Source organism: Kribbella sp. NBC_01505 (assembly GCF_045040285.1).
Classification (GTDB): Bacteria; Actinomycetota; Actinomycetes; order Propionibacteriales; family Kribbellaceae; genus Kribbella.
The window spans coordinates 2,109,315-2,132,524 of sequence record NZ_CP109425.1 but is presented as its reverse complement, the minus strand read 5'-3'; the positions used below and the strand labels follow the sequence as shown (position 1 = coordinate 2,132,524).

Below are 23,210 nucleotides of genomic sequence, written 5' to 3'. Positions count from 1 at the left end.
TGTGCTCTCAATAGGTCGAGGTTAGACCGTGGCGGGGACAATTTCGGCCACGGCCGATAATCAATCGATCGCTCGTTTGTGACATGGATCACGTAACTGTCTGAATTGTCTTGACATTTGGAAGCTGACAGATCGTCAGCTAGCGCCTACCGCGCAGTAGGGCAAGTGGTTGTGCACTGCAACTTGATGCAACTCAGGCGGCGTGTGCGTAGCCGTAGTGGTGGGGGTGGTCGGTGTCGACGCGGCAGGTACCGGCGTCGTCGCGCTTGCAGCCGTAGCCGGCGCCCCAGCTCTCGCCGTAGACCTCGGGGTCTGAGGTGATCTCAACGCCCTTGAAGGTGGAGTCCATGAGGCGGCCGAGTTCGTGGACGAAGTCCTTGGCGTCGGCGATCGGGGCTTGGCCGATTAGCTCGTCGTGGACCGGTAGGAGGATGTGGTCGGACAGGCCCGCCTCGTCGATGTCGATGAGAGCCTTGGCGAGAAGGTCGCGGGCGGTGGACTGGACGACGTAGTTGGTTGCCGCGTACGCCCTATCGCGGTCTAGCGGGAGGTGTCGGCCGAACGGGGTAACGACCTCGTGGCCGCCGAAGTTGGCCGCGCGCTGGAGCCGTCGGCCGTACGCCTTGATGCCGGGGAAGGTCTTGTCGTAGGCCGCAATGGCGACCTTGACGTCGGCGATGGGGGCGCCGGTCTGCTTCGCGATGGTGACCGCGCCGCCGCCGTACACCTTGCCGAAGCCGACCGCCTTGCAGAGCTTTCGGGCGCGGGCCTTCTGGGAGTCGGACATGGTCGGCCACGCGGCGGCGTAGACGAGCTTGGCCGTGAAGGTGTGCATGTCCTCGCCCGACCGGATTGCCGCGAGGAGAGCGGGGTCGCCGGACAGCGCGGCCAAGACGCGCATCTCGACTTGGCTGTAGTCGCAGGCAACGATCAGGTTGCCGGGGTCGGCGATGATCGCGCGGCGGATGGTCCAGTCGCCGGAGGGGAGCTGCTGGAGTGGCGGGTTGGAGATGGACATGCGGGCGGTGCGGGCGGCGAGCGCTTTGACGTCCGGGTGGATGCGGTCGTTGGAGTCGCGGCGATCGAGCATCGCCTGTGCATAGGACTTGGACCACTTACCCGCGCGCTTCGACCTGATTACCGCGTCGGCGACGGGGTTGGGGTCGCGGGCCTCGATGCGCTCCCAGTCGCGGTCAAGGTCGGCCATCGGAAGGAGGACGTCCTTGCCCACTGAGGGGGCGCCGCCGTCGGTCTTCTCTGACCACTCCTCTCCCATGCCCTGGAGGGCCGCGATGATCTGGGCGTTGGAGTTGACGTTCTCGACGCCGTACCGGGCGGCGACGTCCTTGAACTTGTCGGCCTCGGCGGTCAGCTCGCCGACGAGGTTGGTCGTGTACCCGACGTCGATGAGGAGGCCGCGCTTCATCTGCGCGGTGGTGATGAGCTGTACGCGGTGCTCCCAGTGGGCGAGCTTGGAGAGGCCGTTGCCCTTGATCAGCGTGCCGAGTTCGCGCAGGAGGCGGCAGGCGTAGATGACGTCGAGGCCGGCATAGCGGACGTAGACCGGGTGGTCGATGTCGATGAGAGCCCAGCCGGTCTCCTTGGTTGCCTTGTACTCCGATCGGAAGATCTTGTAGAGGCCCGCCTGAGTGTCCTCGGCGTTCTGGTCGACGTAGATGGCGGAGAGCGGCTTGAGGCCGAGGCCGGTGCCGCCCTCGTGCTCCATCCGCGGGTCGCAGAGGTGAGCGAGGATCTTGGTGTCAAAGACGCGGGGACCGAGGTCGGCGAGGGAGGCGAGGCCGAGGCGGTCCAGCACGAGAAGGTCGAAGGGCGCGTTGTGGGCGACCCATTGCTTGGTGCGGTCGGCGAGGGCGGCGCGTACGTAGAGGCTGAATCGCTCGACGTTCAGGACCCAAGCTTCAGTCTCGCTGCCAAATTGAACGAGGCGGCAACGAAACTCGGCGCCGTAGATGTGGAGGCCGGTGGTCTCGGTGTCGAGGCCGAGGACGCGGTTGGTATTGCGGGCAAGAAACTCGGTGAACCCGGCGACGTCGTTGTCCGTCTCGGGGAAGTGGATGAGGCACTCGGTGCCGGAGACGCGGTGCGTGAAGGTCTTCACTCAGGACTCCTTCCGAGTGCAGAGGCGAGAACAGCACCGGCGAGAAGGGGGGGGATCGCGTTTCCAACCTGTTGGTATTGCTTGGTCCGCGAGCCTTGCCACGGGTAGTCAGCGGGGAAGGACTGAAGGACGGCGGCCTCCTGGACGGTGACGCGGACCCCCGACGCCTTCGGATCTGAGGCTGTTGCCTCCGGCATCCACTCGACTTTGTTGGCGCGCTCGGCGAAGTTCACCGTCGGCGCTGGGTGATGGAGCGGTCGACGAGCGGCGTGGGCTTGGTTGCTGCCTCGGTAGACCCAACGGGCGCCAGCGGGATCGTGACCGAAGGCCATCGTCGGCGCGGGATGGTCGACGGGTCGGACCGTTGCGCGGGACTGGGTACCCGCTACGTAGGCGTCGGGAAACCTGGTCCAGCTCCGAGCCTTCTCGGTCACTACCTGCGCAGGGACGTCCGCCTGCCGCAGATCGCGAGAGCGATAGTCGACGCCGCCGATGGCGATGACGCGGTCGGTGTCGGCGAGGCGCGGGAAGCCCACGAGGTCGCCAGCTCCCCAGCCGAGAGCCTCCGCCATGGAGACCCACTTCAGGAGGCCGACATCAAGCTTGCCGGGGTTGCGGCCGTAGTACTTGGAGTGGGTTGCACCGGGGAGTGTCGCCTCCCCGTGCAGGCGGGCTACGAGGATGGCGCGCTTGCGGGTTTGCGGTACGCCGTATTGCTCGGCCTGTAGGTTGCCGGTGGCAACGGAGTAGCCGAGGACGCGGAGGACGTCGGCGTACGCCTCCCAGATCGGAAGCACGGTGGGGACCTGCTCAAGGGTGATCCACTCGAAGGGCCGGCCCCAGTCGTGAGCCTCCATGATCCACCGGAGCGGCTCCAGTACGAGGGCCGTTCGGTAGTCGGAGAACACGTCGTAGCTCATGTGCTCTCGCGCGGCCAGAGCGGCGACGCCCGCTAGTACGGCGTCGAGTGCCAGGCGTCCGGCGCCCTTGCCCGCTGTAGAGAAGGTCTGGCAAGGAGGCGAGGCGATGAGACCTCGCGCATTCGGGAAGTCCTTGACGCTGTAGTTCCGTACGTCGTCGTGGATCGTGTGCAGTCCGGCAGCGGTGCGGGTCTGGCAAGCGGCTAGATCGAACTCGATACCAACCGCGTCAAGGCCCATCCGAGCGGCAGCGTGATCCCAGCCGCCGGGACCGGCGAAGAGGTCGACGACCTCGGCGTCGTGGTGGAGCACGGTGCCTCCCTAGGCATGAAGAAAGGCCCCCGGACTCCGTCGTGATGACGGGCCGGGGGCCTTGGGTGTCCGCGTACGAGGACGCGGGGCGGTGGTCCTCGTACGAGGATCAGAAGGTGAAGGACTCGCGGATCTTGCTGGCGCGCTCGCGGTTGCGCCGGGCGGCGGTGCGTGCCCCATCCGCGCAGTCTTCGTGCTTGACGGCTTCGGAGCCGTGGATGTCGGCCAACTCGTCCAGCTCGGCGGCGGCGGTCTCCAGGTCGGTCGCCGCGTTGGCGAAGACGACGAGGGCGGCCTCGGTGGTTGCGGCGGCCGAGGCTGCGCGCTCCTCCAACGTCAGGGGCTGGTTCAGCTTGTCCCGGTTGATCAGGGGCATTGGTGGTCTCCTACGGGATGAAGGTGTCGAGGTCGGGTGCGTTCTCGGTGTCGACAGAGAGGTGTGCGGGATCGGTGTCTGCTTCTCGCGGATCTTCGATTGCCTCGGATGGGCGGCGCCGGCGAAGGCCGCGGAAGCCCCGAACGCCCTTGCGGCCGGTCTGCTCGACGCCCTCGCGGGTGGTGATCTCCTGGTAGAGGGTGGCGTTGCGCCACGGGTGCTTGTTGCCCTCGTTCTCGCACCACTCCTCGTACGCCTTGTAGAGGTCGGCGCGGGACATCCACGACTCTTCGTCGTGCACGAGGAAGCCCGGGTAGAACTCCAAGAGCTTGTCTGCCTCGGCCTGGTAGCCGTTGACGGTGTCGGTGACGGACTTGGGCTCCAGGAGGCCGCTGCGGTACCACTCGATGGCGCCGCGGACAGCCCACGCGAGGATGCCTTCTCGCTCGGCGTGGAGCTTGGCGGAGAGGCCGGAGTCCTTGCGCTTGCCCTTGAACTGCTGCTTCCACTCGACGATCTTCTGCCGACGCCAGATGCCGTCCGAGTTGTCGCGGACTTCGGGGATGGCGTTCGTGCTGAGCATCAAGAGGAAGCTCGGCATGAAGGTGAACGCCTCCTTGTAGAGGTGGCGCGCGGTGACGGGGTCGCCGCCGGTGAGGCGCTTGATCTTGGCTTCGGCCATGCGGGCGCCTGCCTCGGCCTCGGAGGTGAGGACGAGACGGGAGCCGCGGAGGGCGGCGACGTCGGGGGAGGAGGACGAGCCGTCCGCGGTGTTTGAGCCGGTGAGGAAGGTCTCGATGCCGACGTTGGCCGTGATGGGGGCGAAGACGTCGAACAGCGCGGTAGTGAAGACGGACTTCCCGTTGCCGCCGCTGCCGTGGAGCATCACGTAACACTGCTCCGTTGAGTAGCCGGTGATGCCGTAGCCGACGAGGCGGCGGAGATAGTCGACGACGTCGCCGTTGTCGGGGAAGCACTCGGCGAGAAAGGACGTCCAGCGTGGGGCTTCGGCGTCCGGGTTGTAGTCGATGTGCAGGGCCTTGGTGAGAAGGTCGTTCGGGTCTGCGGGCTTGAGTTCTCCCGTGCGGAGGTCGATGGTTCCGTTGCGGCAGGCAAGGAGATCGGGCTTGGTGTCGAGGTCACCGGCGTCGACGGCGATGCCGGGGAGGGCCTTGACCTCGTTCATGACGGCCTCGATGCCGCGGGACCGCTGAGAGTCGTGCGCCCAACGGAGAGCGGCGGCTCGGCGCTTGGCGATCGGTGAGCCCTCGACGTCGCGGGGCATGGCGAGGGCCTCGGTCATGAGGTCGATCGCGGACTGTTGCGCGGCGGCGCGGACGGAGCTGCGCTTATCGATCTCCCACGCCGCGCCGTTCCATACGAGGAAGCCGAGGGCGGGTGTGTATCGGAGGTGGTGGTTGAGACGACGGGCGAGGCGGATCGCGTTGGCAAGCTCGGTGTGCGGGAGCTGATCCTCGGCGGGGTCGGTGCGGGTAGGAGTGTTCGGGGTATTGGGCTGTTCCGCTGCCGCCGGAATCCACGGTTTTCCCGAACTGATGGCCTCGGTGAGCGCGGGATAGAAGGCGTCCGGATCGGCCTCACGCCACTCCGACAGGTCGCCGGCGGGGATCTCTAGGACGTGGACGGTCAGGCCCGCGGATGTCAGGCGCTCGCCGACGAGCTGGTTGAACTGACGGCCGCCGCGATCGTTGTCTCCGGCAAGGATGAAGGTCTTGTCGGGGAAGCGCGCGGCGAGGTCGGCGAGGACTTCGTCCGTGAGGCCGATGGCGGCTCCGCGGATGAGGAGCGTGTCGTATCCGGCGCCGACGGAGGTGAGGCCGTCGCCGGGGCCTTCGGTGACGATGACCTCGTCCCAAGGGAGGTCGCCGGGGAACCAGCCGTATCGGCCCCATGAGGCACCGTCAGGGTTGGCGGGTCCGGACCACTTGGCGCGACCTGCGTACGCCGGGTCGAGGGCGCGAGCCTGGAGGTAGTGCGGGTGGCCGTCGAAGTCGTTGAAGGGAACCACTAGACGCGGAGTGTCGCGATACAGCTCACGGGAGAGGGAGACGATGCCGGACGGCGTCGCGCCCTCGTCGTATCCGATGCCCAGAGCCACGGCTTGCTCATGGACGATGCCGAAGCGGTGGAAGACGTAGTCAATCGCCGGGACGCCCTGTGGCGCCGCCGGGAAGTCGGCCACGGGGCGGGCGGCCTTGTCCAGGTACATCCGGAGGGCGGCCTTGTGCGCGATGCCGACGGGCTCGGGGACACCGCCCGCTGCGCGGACGTTGGCGAGGTCGCCGGGCTCGACGTTGAAGAGGGCGGACATGGAGAGATCGAGGGCGGCCACGACGTCAGTCGTCTTGCAGCCGGCTCGGCATTTGAGGCCGATGAGCTTGCGCTCGGCGTTGTAGATGACGCGGAGGGTGGGGGTGGAGTCGTCGTGGGAGGGGCAGGTGACGGCGTAGCCGTTGGCCTCTTCGTCCACCTCCGAGAAGCGGTCGAGGAAGTCGGCGAGGGTTAGGGCTCCCGCGGTGCCGTTGTCGGGCTGGGCGAAGGGGTCGGCCATAGTGGCGGTGGTCTCCTTGTTAGACGAGGTGCCCGCAGGACGAGCAGTAGTAATAGGGCTGGACGTCTCCGTCGTCGGTGACCTCCGCGCGCTCGTGGACGACTCCTCGGCAGACGGGGAGGGGGCAGGTCGTCCACGAGGGCGGAGGTGGGTCTTGGTCTTCGTTCACTCGGGCGCGGCTTCCACGTGCTGCCACATCCCGCGCGCCCACACTGAAGCGGTGCTGACCGCGGTGGTGTGGACGGAGAGGTCACCGTCCTCGTGGACGGCGTACCGCGCTCCGCTGTACCGGACGGGCGGGCCGCCGTTGGCCGGGTAGACGGCGACGTTGCCGTAGCCGATCACTCGACGTCCTCCCAGACGAGGGCCGCGCGCTGGACGGTGCCGGTGACGGTGGGCTTCGGGTCGCCGTAGTACCAGCGCTGTGGGTCTCGCTTGGCTCGGGTGATCGCCGCCGACGCCTGGCGCTTGTCCTCAAAGGGGCCGTAGATGAGGACGAAGTCGGGGCGGCCGTCCGTGGATGTGGTCACGATGGCGCGGAAGACCTCGGGGGACGTGACATGCATCAGCCGTGCCATCAGCGGACCGCCCGGCGTCCGGCACGCTGGCGCTTGCCCGCTGCGCGACGGGACTTGCGCTCGTCGCCGGTGACGGTGTTGCGGTAGATGTGCTTGCCGAGGGCAAGGAGGGCGCGGGTGTAGCGGAAGCGGAACATGCTGGCTTCGGCGAGCTGGTCCTTCAGCGCCTTGGCCTCGTCGCGGTCGACGCCGGGGAGTTCGACGCGGGGGAAGCTGCGTTCCATGGTGGGTCTCCTAGCTGAAGAGTTCGTCGGCGAAGCCGAGTTCGATGGCCTGACGCGCAGGGATGTACCAGTCGATTCGGGAGTCGACCTCGCGGCGGATTTCGTCGGCGGAGAGGTTGCCGCGACCTGCGTAGAGGGCGATCATGCGGTCGTACATGAGGCCGAGGCGGTCGGCCTTCTCGCGGATCTCGTGGACGTTGCCCCAGACACCGGAAGACGGCGGGTGAAGGTGGAGCGTGGACTCGTGGCCGATCTTGCGGACCGATCCGGCCTGGAGCATCAGGCCCGCCATGGAGGCGGCGAGACCGGAGGCGCGGGTCGTGACGGTGTGGGTGCGGCGGAGGTGGCGGACTTCTTCGATGAAGCGGAAGCCGGAATCGACGTCGCCGCCGGGGGAGTGTAGGACGATCTCGATCGGGGCCTTGGAGGCGGCGGCCCACTCGTTCAGTTGCTTCAGGCAAGCACTGACAGAGCGGACGTTGACGTTGGAGTCGAAGACGTAGGTGCGGAGGGTGGTGTCGTCCTCGGCGACCGAGATGAGGCGCTCCAGGACGCGGCCGACGGCCTTGGGGATCTTCATGGCGCTCCTAGTCGTAATCGCGGCGGTAGTTGTCGTAGTCCTCGGAGACCTTGGAGAGGTCGTGGAGTTCCTTGGCCACCTCGCGGAAGGTCTCCAAGGTCATGGAGACGCGGGCTTGTGAGATGTGGGCGTTGCGCTTCTTGATGACGACGACGGCCCACCGCTCGCCCGCGTGGACCTTCTGCACCTCGGCGCCGGCGAGGCCGATGTTGAGGGCGGTGGCGACGTCGGCGTAGTTCTTTGCCTGGATGACGAAGGGCGAGAGGTGCAGGTCGCCGACGTCCTTGAAGCCCTCGTTGTGGGGGCGACGGACGAGGCGGCCGAAGACCTCGAAGAGGTAGCGGAAGATGGCGAGTTCGAACGCGGAGCCCTTGGCCTTGTTGGGGTTGGTCATCGACGCACCCGAACCCACGCACAGACGGCGATGATGCAGAGGGTGTGGACGGCGAAGACGGCCATAGCGGCGACGTCGGGCCACGTCATGTGCTCACTCATTGCGTGCCTTCCGTGGGCGTCCGGTGCGGGCGAACTTCTGGAGCCGCCGGACGGTGTCGGCGAGGATGGCCTTGGCCTCCTCGTAGTCGGGGTCGGGCCACGAACGTTCCGTGTGATAGCCGCGTTCGCCGTACTGCGGGCAGTCCATGTGCTCTACGGGACAGGCGAAGACCAGCTCTCCAGCCTCGACGCGGATGCGGTAGCCCCAGTGCCCCGCGGTCTGCATCTTGTGGAGGTTGCCGAGGGCGGTTTCGGCGCGGGAGAGAACTGTGCGGATCTCAACTAGGTTGGTGGAGGTCTCGCGCCCGATCTCGCGGGCGGTCACTCGTAGTCCTCCGGGTGGTTGAGGGCCTCGCCGTACCACTCCCAGTTGTCGACGCCTGCGTTGTTCAGGAGCTGGAGCGTCTTCTCGTCGTCCTTGAGAAGATCGAACTCGGCGCGCGGGATGGTGATGGTCTCGGTGCCGGGGGCAACGACGCTGTAGTCGTGGGCGCGGAGGACGTCGGCCATTCGGTCCAGCTCTGATTGGCGAAGGGCTCCGGAGTCGTCGACCTGCATCACGCCGCCTTCAGGTGTCGGGTTGCCCGGACCGCCTGACGGTTGCTGTGGGCAAGGATGATCTCGGTGGCCTTCGCGGTACGGCGGGCGCCGAGGTGGGGGAGGACTGCGCGCATGACGGCGACGGCGGAGTCGCCGTGGATCTGGGCGACGAGGCAGGGCTTGTGATGGGGCTGACGCGGTGGCTCTGCGTGGACGCGGGCGTTCATGAGGGTGGCCGCGCGGATGATCACGTCGTGGTCGGACATCTTGACGCGGAGGCGTGGCGAGGAGTGCGTCATGTCGAAGCACCCCTCGCCGTCGAGGAGGCCGGCGAGCCAGGCGGCTTGCTCCGGAGTCATGGGGGCGGCGTCGGGGAGGTTCATCCGCGACGCCCGACGACGTGGGACGCGGCGTAGAAGAGGCCAGCCACCAGAGCGATGGCGCCGACGACGGCGAGGACAGCGAGGGTCGGGCCGTAGAAGGGCAGGAGGACCAGCCACCACGACCAGTGGATGACGCCGACCAGCTTGAGGACGACGAACGCGACGCCGAGGACACCGGCGATGGGGAAGGTCTGCCCGGTGTTGTGCTGGATCGTCTGACGGGTGGTCATGTGCGCTCGTCTCTGCACTCGGGGCATTCGCCGAGCGGCTGGTGATAGGTGAGGTGGTGGGTCGGGCAGACGGTCTCGTTGGGGGCGAGGCCCGAGGTGGGGTTGATGACAGCGAGGGAGTCGGGGTGGATCACGAGGCCGATCCCTTCGGGGCTTCGTCGTTCTCGATCAGGGCCTTGAAGGTCTGGCGGGCGGCGGTGTGGTAGACGACGACGCCCTCGGGACGCATGAAGCCGGGGGCGGCGGAGGAGCCGTTCTTCTCCAGCTCGCGGAGGATGTGGCGGACGTCGTCGAGGTCGAAGGGGCCTTCGGCAAGCGTCGGGACGAGGTCGATGTCCTTGAAGACGCCGGAGATCCCTGCGTAGCGGTTGACGTTGAAGAGGGAGAAGCGCTTCTCGCCACCGGTGAGGCCGTAGCCGCGGTTGATGCCAGAGCCCCACCACTCGCCGAAGTGACGACCGGGGCCGAGAAGCGCGACGAGGTCGGCGGCGTGCTCGTAGACCCAACCGGCGAAACCGTGGTTGTCGGTGGACTTGCCGGGAGTGACGAGCTGCTTGCGGGACTGCGCGCCGACGAGGTAGATGCGGCCGTCGTGCTCGACCACCTTGGCGTCGTGAGCGACCCAACTCTTGATGTATTCAAGGTGATAGGCGCCGAAGGAGCGCCCACTGTCGTCGAGGTGATCCCACGCGTCTTCGATGATGACCGCGGCGTTGGTGCCGTCGAGCTTCTCGGTGACGACCATGTCGCGGAAGAGGCGCGGGGTCTTTGGCCAGGCTTGGAAGGTGATCACCGGATAGGCCCGTAAGCCTCGGCGATGAAGTCGAGGGTCGACCGGGCGGCGTCGCTGTCCTTGGTCAGGCTGTAGAAGCCGTTGGGACAGAGGTACCAACGGTCGCCGTCTACGTCCTGGACGGACTTCGGCTGCTTGGCGGGCTTGCCCTCGGCAACGTTCGCGGCGCGCTTGAGGGCCTTGGCGATCTTCCGGGCGGTGGTCGGCATCAGGTCGTCCGAGCACACCTCTCCGTGGTCGGAGACCGACAGCCAGACGAAGCCGTCGTCTTCCACGGTGACGGAGACGCCGTCGCCGTATTGGTTCTTGATTGCCTTCTCGTACACCGTGGCTCCTTACAAGAAAGGGGAAACGCCCCGCCCGCCGGGTGAGGGCGAGCGGGGCGTTGGGGTTGCGCGCCGCGGGATGGTGGATTCGAACTCACTGCTCCTTGCGGAGCCACGGCATCCCATATCCGCCCAGCCGATCCGGTCCGCGTGGTTGGTGCGGCACTAGCTGGGACTCTCTTCCGCGACGCGCGGTCTAGCGGGGGACGCCGGTCAGAACGGCGCTTCGGTGGACTTCGCGAGGTACTCGCGGGCGACCTTGGCGTCGGCCTCGGTGTTCGGCGAGAGCTTCCACGGCGGGGACTGCTTCGGCTTCGCCTCGCCCTGACCGACGCGGCCGAGGACCATGCCGCCGACCTTGTTCTTGACCTGCGACTGGAGCACCTTCGGGAAGATGAGGGTGTCCAGGAACTCCGTTCCCGCGTCGACCTTCTCGCCCTTGTCGTCGAGGACGATGACGTCGGCGCGGACCGCGGTGGTCTCGCCGAAGTCGGTCTTCATGGCGATGTTGGCCTCGTGCACCTTGACCAGGACGAGGGCGCCCTTGAGGTCAGACCAGGTGATGCCGGCGGAGTCGGACGGCTGGCCGAAATCGTCGCTGCTCATGCTGTTGTGTTCTCCGTTGCTCTTGCTAGCGAGCGGCCGGGCGGCGGCTCAGTGGAGAGGTGTGCGGGATTGGGCACAGCTTCTCGGTGCAGAGCAGGGAGTTTCGTCAGCCCTGTAAGGCTCAGCCTTCGATCTCGGCGCGGCGCTCCGTGGCGAGGGCGGTGAGGCCCGGCGTCCACTTCGCGGAGTTCATGGCGTAGATGCCCTGCAACGCGGTGTACGACGTCGCGGCCTTGATCTGCTCGACGAGGGTCGGGCCGGCCTGGACGGTGACCGAGGTTGAGGCGAAGACGTGCGTGAGGTCCTTGCGCTTGCGCCAGCCCTGGACGCCCTTGGCGAGGGTGGACGCGGCCTCGAATCCCGCGGCGATGTCGAACCACAGAAGGCGCGCCGAGCCGGTGCCCGCGGGGAGGTGGACGACGACGCCCCACTCCTTCGACGGGTTGCCGGGGAGCGGCGACCGGGTGCCGAGGGTGTGGTCGTAGCTGACCGAGTTGGCGTAGACGCCTTCCTGCATGGCGATCTTGCCTTGGCCGAGGTCGACGTGACCGGTTTTGACGTCGCCGATTGCGGCCTCGCCGGGCTGGATTTCCTCGCCGCCTTGGGGAGTGAGAACGCCGAGGGCGTTGCGGCCGGGCCAGCGGAGGCGGAAGCCGTTGACTCGCTCGAAGTTGTCGAGGAACTCCGCGGTGAAGATGAGGATGCGGTCGTAGGTGCCGCCGACGCGGAGAGCGTCGTTGACACAGAAGCCCTCGATCTCGGCGTAAGCGAGGCCCTTGGTGATGTCGGCGTATGCCTTCAGGTCAGGGAGGTACTCCTCCGGGACGTAGTCGCCGAGCCCCTCGCCTTTGTCGATGCGTTCGGTGAGGGTGTGGATGGCGGTTCCGGTGTTCGCCGCGGCGTCACCGGCGGCGGCATCCTTCGCGGCCTTGGCGATGTCGTTGAGCTTGCGCTTCTGGTACTGGTCCGTGGGGTCGTCGATGGCGGACGCGGCGAGGATGAGGTCCTTGCGGCGGGACATTCCGAGGACGGCCATGCGCAATTGCCACTGACCGAGGTGGTAGGTGTCCTCCAGACAGCCGACGAAGGTCGTGCATCGGGTGTAGGCGACCGGGTCGCCGCCGTCGGGAGGGGTGATGAGCGGGCGGCCCCAGCGGTCGCGGGGGAGTTCCGTCTGCACGGTCGAGAATGGGTCTGCCACTAGGGCTCCTTGGGCTTTGGGGAGGTGAGGTCCAAGGAGGAGGTGTGCGGGATTGGGTGAGGCTTCTCAACAGGGCATGCGAAAGCCCCCGGACGCGGGGTGCGGCCGGGGGCTGGGTAGCAGGTAGCAGGTGGGTTACACCCTTATCCCACCTCTTTCTATGCGAGGGAGCGTAGTAAAGAGGTAGGAATAAGGCTGCAACCCCCTGCTACCTGCTACCCCGCATCAGCGCTGGGGTCCCCCGCGACGGCGCCCCGGAGGTTTTCCGTGTGCTCCGCGATGTTGTCGAGGGCGATTCGGATGACCTGACGGTGACTGGGGGCGAGGGCCGCGATGTCCTCGCCCGCCGCCTGTGCTAGGAGGCGCTCGGCGAAGACCACGCGGTTGGCGGCCGTCGTGTCGGGCGCGAAGGTCGCCGCGATGGCCGCGTCGGTGGTCCGCTTCTTCGTCTGCCGCGCTTTCGGGTTGAGCGGCTTGATGCCGTTGGCCGTCAGCTCCTCGGAGGGGATGCCGCGGTCGTCGAGGGCGAGACGGACCCAGTAGGCGAACGTCTTCCGGAACGGCTCCCGCTCGGCGGCGCTCAGGCCCGCACGGCTGTAGATCTCGCCGACTGCGGTGCGGTACGGGCCGGTGTGTCCGCTCCAGTCGGGTAGGCCGTCGGCGGTGCGCGTGAAGCGGGAACGCAGCTCGACGAGGTCCGCGGCGGCTGCCTTGAGAAGGTCAGCGTCCTTCCTGCCTCCGGCGTAGTACTCCCGGAGCGCGCCGGCGGCGTCGTCGATGAGGCGCTCCTGCGACTTGCGAGCCACGTCGTGCCCTTCTGTAGAGTTCCCTACGCGGCCGTAGGTTCGGAGCTACAGTTTGCACACCCTAAGGACCACGCGCAACCTCCGCGTGACTAGTCCCCGGAACTATAACGAAAAAGCCCCCGACACCGAGGGTGACGGTGTCGGGGGCTTTGGGTTAGTGCAGGAGGCGGTACCAACTGCCGACCTGGAGGCGGCGGTATTCGGGCTCGGGGGCGCACCCCGTTTCCTCAGTGCCTTTGGAGGTTCGGACCCAGACGCGGAAGCACTCAGGAGTCTTGTGGGCGGGGCGTCCATGCTCCGGCTCGTAGTGCAGTCCGGTTACCGTGCCCTCGACGGGTGCCTGTGCCCAGTCGTGGCGGGCGGCGAAGAAGATCCCCCAGAAGAGGGCGACCGCTGCGAGGGCGGCCCACACCACGCGCAGCCTCACCGCTCAGCCGCCCAGAGGACGGATGCGGCGAGGAGGTCGGCCTTCCGGTTGAGGATGGCGACGTCGCGGTCGTTGCGGATGACGGCGTCGGTGAGGACGTTGTCGAGGCCGGTCTCCGAGATGTGGGTGTCGGTGTCCTGACCCGGGCGGGTGATGCGGACGGTGGTGCCCCGCGCCTGCACGAAATGGTGCTCGTTCGGGAAGCGGACGTCGGTGATGACGACGGGGCCGTCGTGGGCGTCGACGGCATCCATCACCGTGCGAACCCAGAAGTCAGGGTCAAGCTTCCGGATGGACTCGGTGCCGAAGTTCTGGAGGACGCGGCGCACCTCCGCGTAGTCCTTGGCAAGCTCCCATCCGAACATGCTGACTAGTTCGGACAGCCGCAAGGCTCGGAAGTCCTCGTCATCTCCGGCGGGCAAGATCCAGGGGTCCAGGTCAAGCGCGGCCTGACGGACGTTGTCGGCGAAGGCGAAGCGTTTGTAGCCGTGAGCCTCGACGAGGCGGGCGGCGAAGGTGTCCTTGCCGGAGCGCTTCCGGCCGAGTAGTCCGATGAGGTGCGTTGCCATTGGTCCGCGGGTCTCCCTAGATGGTGGTCTCCCTAGGAGGTGTGCGGGATTGGCGGCGACTGCTCAGACCAGATGCGAGACGAGCTGCGACAGCCCGGCGCCGCCTGCGATGGCGAAGCCGGTAGCGATGAACACCGCGCGCTCCAGCCGGCGGAGGCGGGACTCGTGGTCCGCCTGCGCCGCGTGCCAGACGTCGAGCTTGGTCTCGATGCGGGCGAGGCGCTCGACGACGGTGTCTTCGTCGCCCATTACTCGGCCTCGTCGCTTAGTACGGCGTGCTCGTCGGCGTAGGCGTCGTCGGTGGGCAGCACCGGCGAGACGCCCGCCCGCGCGGTCTCGGTGCCGAGGACGATGCCGAGGACGGAGAGGATGAACTCCTTGTCCGTCGGGCTGACGACGCCGCGGACGAGGAGATAGCCGACGACGAGGGCGGCGACGGTGTAGATGCGGACGCGGACGGGGTTGGACTTGAGGGCGTTCAGGATCTTGTCGAGCATGATGCGGGGTCCTTTTCTTGCGTCAGGCAACGACGCGGAACGAGTACTTGGCGAGCATGGCCTTCATGTGGGCCTTGGTCTTGGTGCCGACGACGCCGTCGGGGAAGAGGCCGAAGCGGACCTGATAGCGGCGGACCATCCCGGCGTACTGCTTGCCGGCGAGAGTCCAGGCGGCCTTGGTGTCGGCGCCCTTCGCCTCGCTGATGAAGCGCTCCCAGATGCGGAGGTCCTTGTCGGAAACGACTTCCTGGCGGTTCATCCAGCGCACGACGGCGCGGGCGTCGTCCTCGGCGGGCTTCTGGCTACTGTGGAAGTAGCCGCCCTTCGCGGCGTAGGCGATCGCGCCGAGGGAGACAAGTTCGCCGGTCTTCGGGTTGAGGCCCGCCTTGTAGGACTCCCACGTGTTCTTCACGTAGAGCTGGTCGCCGTCGTCTTTGCCGTTGCCGACAAGGCCGTTGCGTCCCTTGTGGTACGCGGCTACCTGGTTCGCGGCGCCCTTGGACAGGACAGTTGTCTTGGCGCCGACGGGCGGGACGGCGATGCAGTGGATGTGCTCTACCCACTTGCCCTGTGCGGGAGTGCGGTGCCACGCGGCGAAGCCGACCTGACGGAGGCGGCGGATTGCCTCGGCGATCTGAGTGTCGGTGAGGTTCTTGGCGCGGATGTCGAGCGCGCCGCCGCCGTCGTGGGTGCCGGCGGACGCGGGGACGGCGCCGTTGTTGTAGCCGCCCTGGGTGATGAAGAGAGGCGCGGTGCAGATACGCCGCGCCTCGATGAGCATGTCGCGTGAACGGGCGTCCAGACGGAAGCCCTCGAAGATGATGTAGTTGGCCATGGTGTTGCGCGGGGTGCTTTCGTAGGTGGGCGGCGGCGTCAGAGAATCCCGTAGGACCCCGAGCCGTAGATCCAGGACGGGCAGGCTTTGACCTTCCCGGCGGTGGCGCTGTTCTGTCGGCCCTCAATGAGGACCTGCACGACCTGCCCCGGTGTGAACGGAGCGAAGGTGGGCACGTTGACGGTGAAGTTCTGGTCGACGAAGGTGTTGGAGGCAACGACGATGTCGGAGCCGACCTGGATGCTGTTCAGGCTGACGCGGACACGCCCGCCGGTCGTTGCGGCCTCGGCGAAGGTGGAGATGCCGATCTCGAGGATCGGGTTCCACAGAGGCATGTAGTTCAGCCACAGCCCAGCCCAAACGCCCGCGGTGCTGGTGGTGGTGCCGGGCCAGACCACGGGGTCGAATGATGGGTACATGGGCAGCGAGTGCGTCGGCGTCGCGAGGCCCCATCCGGAGATGGTGTCCTCGGAGAAGATGACGTTGCCTTGGGCATCTTGCATCTTCAGGAGCTGGCGATAGCTGCCGTCGTTGGGGTTGGGGTCGTCGAGGGCGAAGGCGAGGGAGCCGTCGTTGCGGCGGAGGATGAAGCCGGGTTGAGGGTTGCCGTCGGGGTCGTGGGGGATGTCCTCACGGATTCCCATGCGGGCAATCTCGCGGCCGTCGACGTCCTGGAGGATGATCGCGCCGCCCTTGATGGTGATGCCCCCGCGGCCGATGGTGGCGGCCTCCAGTCGGCGGGCGGCTTGGGCTTGCTGTACTTGGCGTTCTAGGTCTTCGAGACGCCGGAGGAGTGAGGTGTGGTCGTTCGGCTTCATGTCTTCGAACTTGCTCACGCGTCGTCGCTTTCCTCTTGCAGGAGTGGGGTAACGGTGCCGGCGCCGGTGGTGTCCAGCTCCCAGCCGATGGCGCGGGCGCGGGTGGTGATGCCGTTCGGGTGCCGCGGAGACCAAGCGACGTCGACGGCGATGTCGTCGCCGAGGAACCAGTCGACGCCGAGGAGCGGGCCGTCGGTGGCGTTGGCGGTGACGGTGAAGATCTGAGCGCCCTTGGCCTTCCAGGCGAGCTGAGAGAGGGCGTGGTCGATGAGGGTGGGGACCTCGACGACGCCGGAGCGGGTGGCGCGGTACTCGACTCGCGGCCAGCCGGCGGCGATGAGTGCGGTGGCGTCCTGCGGGCCGGACGTCGGCCGGGTGTCGCCCTCACCGTCGCCAAACATGGTGATGTGGTTGGCGCCCTTGGAGGAGGTGTAGTCCTCCGAGAACTCGTAGGCGGTCACACAACCCGGCATGTCGAAGACCGCGCGGGGTGTGGCCGACGCGGTGCCGATGCGATCCCTGGCGCGGAGGAACTTGTCGAAGCCGGTGCGGGTGGCGTTCCAGCGGATCTCGATCGTCCACTCGGGACCAGACGAGGCCATGAGTTCGGTTGCCTGTGAGTAGACGGTCTGGTCGGAGACGTCGGTGTAGGTCCGGGTGACGGTCTCGGAGCTTGTGCCTACCGCGTACTGAAGGCCGAGGCCGTTGATGTGGTCGACGCTGTAGAAGAGGTCGATGAGGACCTGAGCGGCGTTGCGGTTGACCTCGGCGAGGTCGCCGACGAAGCGGCGGTCGTAGTAGGACTCAAGCGTCGCGAGGGGGAGGGTGACGGTGTTGGCCGAGCCCCCCTTTCGGCCGAGTACGATCCCCGCCCATAGAGGGACGAGGTCGTCGGCGCGGACACACACGAGCATCGTGCGCATCGGGTCGGTGGCGCGTTCCCAGTTCGGCGGGCAATCCGCGAGGGTGAGTTCCCCGCCGCCGGACGTGTAGGCGCCGAGGAGCGACTGAAGGGGGCCGGAGGCAACGAAGGGGAGTTCCTCGACGATGGTGCCCGTGACGAGGTCGCAGCCGAACCAGAGGTAGGCCGCGGGGGCGCGGGGTGTCGGAGGGTCAGGAACCGGCCGCGACGCAAAGGCGAACGAAAACAGATCAGGCACGAGGCCGGTTCCCTTTCTGGATCAGAAGTAGGTCGTGACGATGACGCGGCCAGGACCGCCAGCGCCGCCAGCGTTGGCAGCTCCGGCGCCGTTGATGAATGCGCCGCCACCGCCAGCCCCGTAAGCGCCTCCGATGTCGCCGACGTCGGCGGCCGTGTTGGACGCGGACGCCTTGGATCGGCCGCCACCGCCGTAGTAGCTAGCGCCGCCCGCTCCGGAACCGCAGAGGGCGCCGGAGCCGAATCCGAGGGAGCCGCCGGAACCGGTGACGGACATGTCGCCGCCGGACGCGGTGCCTCCCGCGCCGCCTGCAATGGCGAATGCGGCGGTCGTGGTGTTGGAGCTAGCTCCGCCGGCTCCGCCGTTGGCAGCAACGGGCGTGGAGTGGGCGAAGGATGAGGCGGTACCGGAGGGGCCGTCGGCTCCGGCGGTGGCCGCGCCACCCGCACCAACGGTGACGGTGACGGTCGCGGCGAGTGCCGTTGCGTCAAAGCGCTTCCAGGACCAGCCGCCAGCGCCGCCGCCGCCGCCCTTGGAGTGGCTGCCGCCGACGGAGGTCTTGCCCCCTCCGCCAGCGCCGCCACCGCCGACTACTTCGACCTCGACGTACTTGGCGCCCGCGGGCTTGGTCCAGGTGCCGGATGCGGTGAAGATCGTCGTGACGGGCTGGGCGGTTGAGAAGGAAATCCACGTGGTCCCGTTGTGGTACTCCATCTGGCCTGAGGTCAGGTTGTAGATGGAGAGGCCCGGGTAGGTGCTTGTCGGCCGCGTTGCGGTCGGGAGGATGCCGCCGGAGGCTACGGTGTACTTGTTGCTCTGGACAACGGACGGGGAGCCGGCGCCAACCTTGGGGACGTCGACCGTGCCGAGGAGGAGCGACTTGCCGGGGACTGCGGGAGCTGAGGGGACGGCGGCGGGGGTGCCGGTGATGTAGACGACGAGGGCTTCTCGGGTCGCGTCGCCGTTCTCAGCGTCCTTGACCGAGAGGACGATGATGTCCTTGCGGGGGAAGGTCACGTCGGCGGCGGGGACGACTCCGGTCTCCGTCGCGGTGACGGGGACGATGTAGATGCCGAGGGCGCCGGTGGCGATCCCGGAGACGGCACCGATGCCAGCGGCAACGTTCCAGTTGAGCGGAGAGCCTGAGAGAGTGACGGCCAGCGGGTTGCCGCCAGGGCGAGTGCCCTCTCGGGCGCCGAGGACGGCGCCGTCGTACGAGGCGAAGAAGGTGTCGATGACGCGGAGTTCGGTGGCGTCGTAGGTGGGGAGGCCGGCGCTAGCCGCAAGCCACGCCGGGGTACCGACGGTCATGGAGGGAGGTCCTTACTTCCACGCGTCGCGCCAAATGATCTGAGCGGCGGCGTCCGCGGAGTACGTGGGCGAGTTGAAGGCGACGAATGTCGTGCCGGGGTCAAGCGCGAACCACGTGCCGGAGACGCTGCCGCGACGAGACGCGGTGCCGTTCAGGTAGGCCGTGTGCGCTGTGAAGTCGAGATCGAGGTACTCGCCGGCGGCGATGTCGAGATCGATGAAGAGGGATTCGCCGGTCGCGACCTTGGTGAGGCGGGCGTCGCTGACGGGGCCGTAGATGATGATTCGCGGGAAGGTGGCGGCGTTGCCGTTGTTGTCAACCTGCGCGACACCGGAGACGGTGACGGAGTCGATGCTGAACGGCACCGAGAAGGGGACGGACAGCCCGCCTGTAGAGCTAGGCAGGCTGGTCGATTCGGCCCGTTCGATGGAGCCGTACTTCAGTGGGTCGTCGGCGACGAGACCGATGGAGAAGGACGCCTCGCGGGGCGAGACGATCCGGATGTCGGGGTCGCCCTCTTGCCGCACGTAGATCAGGCGGTCGTCGGTGTTGACGCCGTAGACGGTGAGGGCGTCGGGGACGTCGAGGGGGATGGCGCTGACGAGCTTGTCGAGGATGTCGCCCACGTTGGGGACCGACGTGACGACGGAGCCCCGGAGGGTGAGACCACGCGGCGTGTAGAACGCTCGGTTGCGCCATCCGCCGTGACGGGCGGTGCGCTGCGTGGTCTCACCCGACGAGCCGGGTGCGTGCCAACCCTCGATGTCGTAGAGAATCCAGTGGTTGCCGTCAGCATCGAAGTCACCGAGGAGAAGCGACCCGAGGGAAGCGCTGTAAGGGCCGGACATCAGACTCCTAGGTCGGCGAGCTTGCGGCCGACGATTCGGGCGGTTGCCTCGGGGTCGTTCTGACCGTTGACGGTGATGTCGATGTCGTTGCCGACGCCGACCTGAGAAGCCGCGCTCGTGATCGCGCCGCCGTTGGAGGCGGACCGGATGGGCAGTGAGGCGCGCGGGATGGCTGCGGATGCCATGGCCTGGGAAGCAGCGGTGACGAGACCGGTCGACTTCTTGAGGCCGTTGGCGAATCCCTGACCGGCGAAGACACCGACTTCTGTTAGGACCTTCGACGGCGAGTGGATGCCGAGGGCTCCGGTGATGGCGTCCTTGGCGGCGTTCGCCAGCTCTTTGGCCTTGTTGGCGGCGTCGCCGACGAGGTTTCCGATGCCGTTGATGAAGCCGCGTGCAAGGTCCTTGCCGGCGGATAGCAGCGTGCCGGTGAGGTCGCCGATGGCTCCGGTGATGCGCTTCTTGATGCCGGACACCGTGGACACGACACCGTCGATGGCGCCGGAGACCGTGGTCTTGATGGCGTTCCAGGCGCCGGAGGTTGCGGACTTGATGAAGGTCCACACGGCCGACATGACGGCCTTAACGAGGTTGATGCGGTCGGTGACGTACGAGACAACGAAGCCGATCACCGCAGACACGGCGGTCTTGATCGCGTTCCACGTGGCGGAGGTCGCGGTCTTGATCGCGTTCCATACGGCGACCACGCTGGCGCGGAGACCGTTGACGTAGGCAACCACCGCGTTGACGACGAAGTTGACCGCGGCCTTGATGGCGTTCCACGTAGCGGAGGTGGCGGACTTGATCGCGTTCCACGCGGTGACTACGGCGTCCTTCACAGCGGTGACCGCACCGACGACGAAGTCCTTGACCGCGGAGAAGACGGCGTTGACGATCTTCCGGAAGGTCTCGCTGTGCTTGTAGGCGTAGATCAGGCCGGCGGCGAGAGCGGCGATCGCGATCACTACGAGCAGGACGGGGTTCAAAGCCATTACGGCGTTGAGGATTCCCTGCGCCACCGCGAAGGCGCGGGTGACGATGGCAATGCCCTTCATGATCACTGCACCGGTGGCTAGCGCGAGCTGGAATGCCTTCCAGACAACGAGTCCCGCTCCGATGGCGACGGCCAGCGACTGGAAGGTCGTCGCGTTGTTGCCGACGAAGGTGCCGAGTTCCTTGAATCCGGTGAGAATGCTGCCGCCGATGAGGGTGGCGAGCTTGATGACGACCGGGAGCACCTTCGACCCGATCGAGAGCGCGAGCTTGGCGGCGCTGACGACGAGGGGAGCGATGGCCTTGACGAGACCGACGACTCCGGGGACGACGTTGGAGATGATCTTCCGACCGATCTCCTGGAGGACCGGGAGAACCTTGGCGCGGATGGTGTCGATGGCCGTGCGAGCGACGATTGCAACGCGCTCCATCGCGCCGGCGAAGCCTGAGGAGGTGACGCCATCGCCAGCGTTGGAGAACGCGGAGGCGAAGGCGGTCACGCCGCCCGAGATCTCGGAGAAGATCGGGAGGGCCTTGGTGTTGAGGAACGTGACGAGGGTGGTGATGATCGGGAGTAGTGCGCCGCCGACCTTCGCCTTCACGTCGAGGAACTGCGCGGCGAGGATGCGCTGTTGGTTCGCGAGGCCGCCGGATGTGCGGGCGAAGTCGCCTTGGGCGGTCTTCGTCTGAGCCATGATCAGCGCCTGCGCGGCGAGAGCCTTGGTCTGCGGGTTGAGCGCGTCCTTGGTGCTCTTGATCAGCCCCATCTTGAGGGCCTGGGCCTTTAGGGTGGCGTCGTTCATGTTGACGCCGAACTTCTTGAGGGGCTCGGCCTCGCCGGTCAGACCGGCCTTCAGGGCGTCGAGCGCTTCCTCGGGAGAGACGTTGTTGAACGAGGCAAGGTCTCCGGCCAGCTTGACCATCTGCTGGGACATGTCGGCGGCCTTCTGGGGCGCCAGATCGAGGGAGACGAGAAGGTTGCCGAGGGTGCCGGTAGCCGCGAGGTACGCCTCTTTGGAGAGGCCCATACCCTTCGCGGAGGTTTGGCTAGCCTGGAGGATCTGAGCTGCCGAGGACTTGAAGACGACGCCGACCTTGGAGGTCGACTCGGAGAGGTCAGAGGCGCCGTTGACGGCGTCCTTGAAGAAGTCGATGACGGCGGTGCCCGCGACGAGGGCGGCGATGGGGCCAGCGATTCCCTTGAGGGAGCCGAGGATGCCGCTGCGGAACTTGCCGCCGGCGGCCTTGCCTTCCTTGTCGCCTACGCTGCCAAGGGGCCCGTTGACCTCCTTGTCGAGGAGGGCCTTGAACCCCTTGGCCGAGGGGATGATTTGGAGAGTGCCGTAGCCGACGTTGCTCACTGCTTGTTCCTTTCGAGCCGTGCGCGCTGGGCCTTCAGACGCGCGGTGACGTCACGGGCACGGTCGGCGGAGCTGGTGTCCTTGGGGAGGGACGGATGCGGGGTGCCTGTCCAGGCGTGGAAGAGATCGGCCAGAAGGACGGCCTCGGTGGTCCACTTCGCGTGCTCGCCGCCGAGGGCCTTGTAGGTGGCCGACTCGCGGGGGAGGTGTGCGGCGAGATGGGAGACGCGGCGGAGGGAGAGACGGCCTCGCCAGAGGTCGAGGAGGTCGATGCCGTAGAAGCGCAGGAAGTCAGCCTCTACAGCGCCGCTGTGCTCGCGGAGGAGCGCACCGAGGCCGTTCAGTTTCCCGAGATACCGGACGCCTCGCCGAGGGCTTCCATCAGACCGGAGATGTCTTGGACGTCCGGGTCGGTGGACATGAACGCCGTCCACTGCACGGGACCGAGGAGGGCTCGGCAGAAGGTGGCGATCTTCTCGTCCTCGAAGGCCATGAGGGCGGAGACGGGCCACTTGATCGAGGGCGGGACGGTGTAGGTCTTGTCGCCGTAGGGGAAGGTGACCGGGGCGTCGGTCGCTTCGGCCTTGGCGGCGGGGAGGTCGTTGGACATGCGCGGGGCTTCCTTACCTGAAGGGAGAATGGGGGCGCGGGGCAACAACCCGGACTTAGCTGGGCGTAAGTCCGGGTTAGAGGGCAGATAGATGGAGGCGCCGTCCTGCCCCGCGCAGGGGGACGGCGCCTCCGGTAGAGGGGAGGACTACGGAGTCGGGTCCTCCGCCGGGCCGGTCAGCGTCTTGTACAGCTCGCCGTCGGACTCGGGGTAGAGGGTCGTGGTCATCTCGTAGGCGGTGAGGTCGGCCTCGGAGTCCTTGATCTCGCCGACCTCGGTGATTTCGCCGCGCTTCACGATGCGCCGACGGACCTTGTCGCCGTCGCGGACCTCGAAGAGGAAGGCGTACTCCTGGGCGACCGGGACGCGGACGGTGTCGACGACGACGCCGTTGACGTCCGCGGCGGCGCGGTCGCTGCCCGGGTTGACGAGGGCGAAGACGTTGTCGTTGTCTTCGAGCGCGACGAACTTGATGGTCCGCTTGTGCTTGCTGCGCGTGGACTTGACGAGGATGCCGCCCCACGCGTAGTGCTCGGAGGTGTCCTCGTCGCGGGCCTCGGTCATGCCCTCGTCACCGTCGAGGAGGCCAACGAGCTTCCAGGCAACGGCCGGGGCGGTGTAGGTGTCGGTCGGCGCGGTAGTGCCGACGGGGGCGTAGTAGACGTCAGCGTTTGCCCAGAGGGAAGCCTTGGTCGGGTCTCCAGCCATTGTGTGGATAC

The 23,210-nt window shown here is 67.2% G+C and carries 31 protein-coding genes; all 31 read right to left on the bottom strand.

Annotated features, from left to right (window positions below; genetic code table 11):
- Nucleotides 1-193: 193 nt before the first annotated feature.
- Nucleotides 194-2,119: a DNA polymerase gene (locus OG474_RS09800; protein WP_405061926.1), complete on the bottom strand. Its 1,926-nt coding sequence runs from the start codon at nucleotides 2,117-2,119 to the stop codon at nucleotides 194-196.
- Complete coding sequence (locus tag OG474_RS09795) at nucleotides 2,116-3,351, bottom strand: DNA cytosine methyltransferase (protein ID WP_405061925.1); 1,236 nt, start codon at nucleotides 3,349-3,351, stop codon at nucleotides 2,116-2,118. Before OG474_RS09795 ends, OG474_RS09800 begins: the two co-directional genes overlap by 4 nt.
- A 109-nt stretch (nucleotides 3,352-3,460) precedes the next feature.
- Nucleotides 3,461-3,727: a hypothetical protein gene (locus OG474_RS09790; protein WP_405061924.1), complete on the bottom strand. Its 267-nt coding sequence runs from the start codon at nucleotides 3,725-3,727 to the stop codon at nucleotides 3,461-3,463.
- 10 nt (nucleotides 3,728-3,737) lie between these two features.
- Nucleotides 3,738-6,299 (bottom strand): phage/plasmid primase, P4 family, encoded by a 2,562-nt coding sequence (locus OG474_RS09785; protein ID WP_405061923.1) that lies wholly within the window; start codon nucleotides 6,297-6,299, stop codon nucleotides 3,738-3,740.
- A gap of 165 nt (nucleotides 6,300-6,464) precedes the next feature.
- The gene (locus tag OG474_RS09780; RefSeq protein ID WP_405061922.1) at nucleotides 6,465-6,644 is read right to left on the bottom strand and encodes a hypothetical protein; all 180 of its coding nucleotides are present in this window, start codon (nucleotides 6,642-6,644) and stop codon (nucleotides 6,465-6,467) included.
- Nucleotides 6,641-6,877 (bottom strand): SPOR domain-containing protein, encoded by a 237-nt coding sequence (locus tag OG474_RS09775; protein WP_405061921.1) that lies wholly within the window; start codon nucleotides 6,875-6,877, stop codon nucleotides 6,641-6,643. Before OG474_RS09775 ends, OG474_RS09780 begins: the two co-directional genes overlap by 4 nt.
- Nucleotides 6,877-7,101: a hypothetical protein gene (locus OG474_RS09770; RefSeq protein WP_405061920.1), complete on the bottom strand. Its 225-nt coding sequence runs from the start codon at nucleotides 7,099-7,101 to the stop codon at nucleotides 6,877-6,879. Before OG474_RS09770 ends, OG474_RS09775 begins: the two co-directional genes overlap by 1 nt.
- Nucleotides 7,102-7,111: 10 nt before the next feature.
- The gene (locus OG474_RS09765; RefSeq protein ID WP_405061919.1) at nucleotides 7,112-7,681 is read right to left on the bottom strand and encodes an ATP-dependent Clp protease proteolytic subunit; all 570 of its coding nucleotides are present in this window, start codon (nucleotides 7,679-7,681) and stop codon (nucleotides 7,112-7,114) included.
- Nucleotides 7,682-7,688: 7 nt separating this feature from the next.
- On the bottom strand, nucleotides 7,689-8,075 hold the full coding sequence (locus tag OG474_RS09760) for a hypothetical protein (protein ID WP_405061918.1): 387 nt from the start codon (nucleotides 8,073-8,075) through the stop codon (nucleotides 7,689-7,691).
- A 93-nt stretch (nucleotides 8,076-8,168) separates the two neighbouring features.
- A complete protein-coding gene (locus OG474_RS09755) occupies nucleotides 8,169-8,501 on the bottom strand; it encodes a hypothetical protein (protein ID WP_405061917.1) in 333 nt (110 codons plus the stop codon).
- Nucleotides 8,498-8,734 carry a hypothetical protein gene (locus OG474_RS09750; protein WP_405061916.1) on the bottom strand — a complete coding sequence of 79 codons (237 nt, stop codon included), beginning with the start codon at nucleotides 8,732-8,734 and terminating at the stop codon, nucleotides 8,498-8,500. Before OG474_RS09750 ends, OG474_RS09755 begins: the two co-directional genes overlap by 4 nt.
- Nucleotides 8,734-9,075, bottom strand: coding sequence for a hypothetical protein (locus OG474_RS09745; protein ID WP_405061915.1), 342 nt, complete (start codon nucleotides 9,073-9,075; stop codon nucleotides 8,734-8,736). Before OG474_RS09745 ends, OG474_RS09750 begins: the two co-directional genes overlap by 1 nt.
- Before the next feature lie 20 nt (nucleotides 9,076-9,095).
- The gene (locus OG474_RS09740) at nucleotides 9,096-9,329 is read right to left on the bottom strand and encodes a hypothetical protein (protein ID WP_405061914.1); all 234 of its coding nucleotides are present in this window, start codon (nucleotides 9,327-9,329) and stop codon (nucleotides 9,096-9,098) included.
- Between the two features lie 130 nt (nucleotides 9,330-9,459).
- Nucleotides 9,460-10,122: an RNA ligase family protein gene (locus OG474_RS09735; RefSeq protein ID WP_405061913.1), complete on the bottom strand. Its 663-nt coding sequence runs from the start codon at nucleotides 10,120-10,122 to the stop codon at nucleotides 9,460-9,462.
- Nucleotides 10,119-10,448, bottom strand: coding sequence for a hypothetical protein (locus OG474_RS09730; RefSeq protein WP_405061912.1), 330 nt, complete (start codon nucleotides 10,446-10,448; stop codon nucleotides 10,119-10,121). The genes OG474_RS09735 and OG474_RS09730 overlap by 4 nt, the downstream gene beginning before the upstream one ends.
- Nucleotides 10,449-10,661: 213 nt before the next feature.
- A complete protein-coding gene (locus tag OG474_RS09725) occupies nucleotides 10,662-11,054 on the bottom strand; it encodes a hypothetical protein (protein WP_405061911.1) in 393 nt (130 codons plus the stop codon).
- A gap of 121 nt (nucleotides 11,055-11,175) precedes the next feature.
- A complete protein-coding gene (locus OG474_RS09720) occupies nucleotides 11,176-12,255 on the bottom strand; it encodes a hypothetical protein (RefSeq protein WP_405061910.1) in 1,080 nt (359 codons plus the stop codon).
- 215 nt (nucleotides 12,256-12,470) lie between these two features.
- Complete coding sequence (locus tag OG474_RS09715) at nucleotides 12,471-13,061, bottom strand: hypothetical protein (RefSeq protein ID WP_405061909.1); 591 nt, start codon at nucleotides 13,059-13,061, stop codon at nucleotides 12,471-12,473.
- 154 nt (nucleotides 13,062-13,215) lie between these two features.
- The gene (locus OG474_RS09710) at nucleotides 13,216-13,488 is read right to left on the bottom strand and encodes a hypothetical protein (protein ID WP_405061908.1); all 273 of its coding nucleotides are present in this window, start codon (nucleotides 13,486-13,488) and stop codon (nucleotides 13,216-13,218) included.
- Nucleotides 13,485-14,057, bottom strand: coding sequence for a hypothetical protein (locus tag OG474_RS09705; RefSeq protein ID WP_405061907.1), 573 nt, complete (start codon nucleotides 14,055-14,057; stop codon nucleotides 13,485-13,487). Before OG474_RS09705 ends, OG474_RS09710 begins: the two co-directional genes overlap by 4 nt.
- A 63-nt stretch (nucleotides 14,058-14,120) precedes the next feature.
- Nucleotides 14,121-14,306, bottom strand: coding sequence for a hypothetical protein (locus tag OG474_RS09700; RefSeq protein WP_405061906.1), 186 nt, complete (start codon nucleotides 14,304-14,306; stop codon nucleotides 14,121-14,123).
- A complete protein-coding gene (locus OG474_RS09695; protein WP_405061905.1) occupies nucleotides 14,306-14,554 on the bottom strand; it encodes a hypothetical protein in 249 nt (82 codons plus the stop codon). The genes OG474_RS09700 and OG474_RS09695 overlap by 1 nt, the downstream gene beginning before the upstream one ends.
- A 22-nt stretch (nucleotides 14,555-14,576) precedes the next feature.
- Complete coding sequence (locus tag OG474_RS09690; RefSeq protein ID WP_405061904.1) at nucleotides 14,577-15,389, bottom strand: hypothetical protein; 813 nt, start codon at nucleotides 15,387-15,389, stop codon at nucleotides 14,577-14,579.
- 38 nt (nucleotides 15,390-15,427) lie between these two features.
- Nucleotides 15,428-16,225 carry a hypothetical protein gene (locus OG474_RS09685; protein WP_405061903.1) on the bottom strand — a complete coding sequence of 266 codons (798 nt, stop codon included), beginning with the start codon at nucleotides 16,223-16,225 and terminating at the stop codon, nucleotides 15,428-15,430.
- On the bottom strand, nucleotides 16,222-17,367 hold the full coding sequence (locus OG474_RS09680; RefSeq protein WP_405061902.1) for a hypothetical protein: 1,146 nt from the start codon (nucleotides 17,365-17,367) through the stop codon (nucleotides 16,222-16,224). Before OG474_RS09680 ends, OG474_RS09685 begins: the two co-directional genes overlap by 4 nt.
- Nucleotides 17,368-17,388: 21 nt before the next feature.
- The gene (locus OG474_RS09675) at nucleotides 17,389-18,678 is read right to left on the bottom strand and encodes a hypothetical protein (protein ID WP_405061901.1); all 1,290 of its coding nucleotides are present in this window, start codon (nucleotides 18,676-18,678) and stop codon (nucleotides 17,389-17,391) included.
- Between the two features lie 12 nt (nucleotides 18,679-18,690).
- Entirely contained in the window at nucleotides 18,691-19,527 is an 837-nt protein-coding gene (locus OG474_RS09670; protein WP_405061900.1) for a phage distal tail protein, read from the bottom strand.
- Nucleotides 19,527-21,881 (bottom strand): hypothetical protein, encoded by a 2,355-nt coding sequence (locus OG474_RS09665; protein ID WP_405061899.1) that lies wholly within the window; start codon nucleotides 21,879-21,881, stop codon nucleotides 19,527-19,529. Before OG474_RS09665 ends, OG474_RS09670 begins: the two co-directional genes overlap by 1 nt.
- Nucleotides 21,878-22,315, bottom strand: coding sequence for a hypothetical protein (locus OG474_RS09660; protein ID WP_405061898.1), 438 nt, complete (start codon nucleotides 22,313-22,315; stop codon nucleotides 21,878-21,880). The genes OG474_RS09665 and OG474_RS09660 overlap by 4 nt, the downstream gene beginning before the upstream one ends.
- On the bottom strand, nucleotides 22,222-22,491 hold the full coding sequence (locus OG474_RS09655) for a hypothetical protein (RefSeq protein ID WP_405061897.1): 270 nt from the start codon (nucleotides 22,489-22,491) through the stop codon (nucleotides 22,222-22,224). The genes OG474_RS09660 and OG474_RS09655 overlap by 94 nt, the downstream gene beginning before the upstream one ends.
- A 147-nt stretch (nucleotides 22,492-22,638) precedes the next feature.
- Nucleotides 22,639-23,199: a hypothetical protein gene (locus OG474_RS09650; protein WP_405061896.1), complete on the bottom strand. Its 561-nt coding sequence runs from the start codon at nucleotides 23,197-23,199 to the stop codon at nucleotides 22,639-22,641.
- Nucleotides 23,200-23,210: the final 11 nt, after the last annotated feature.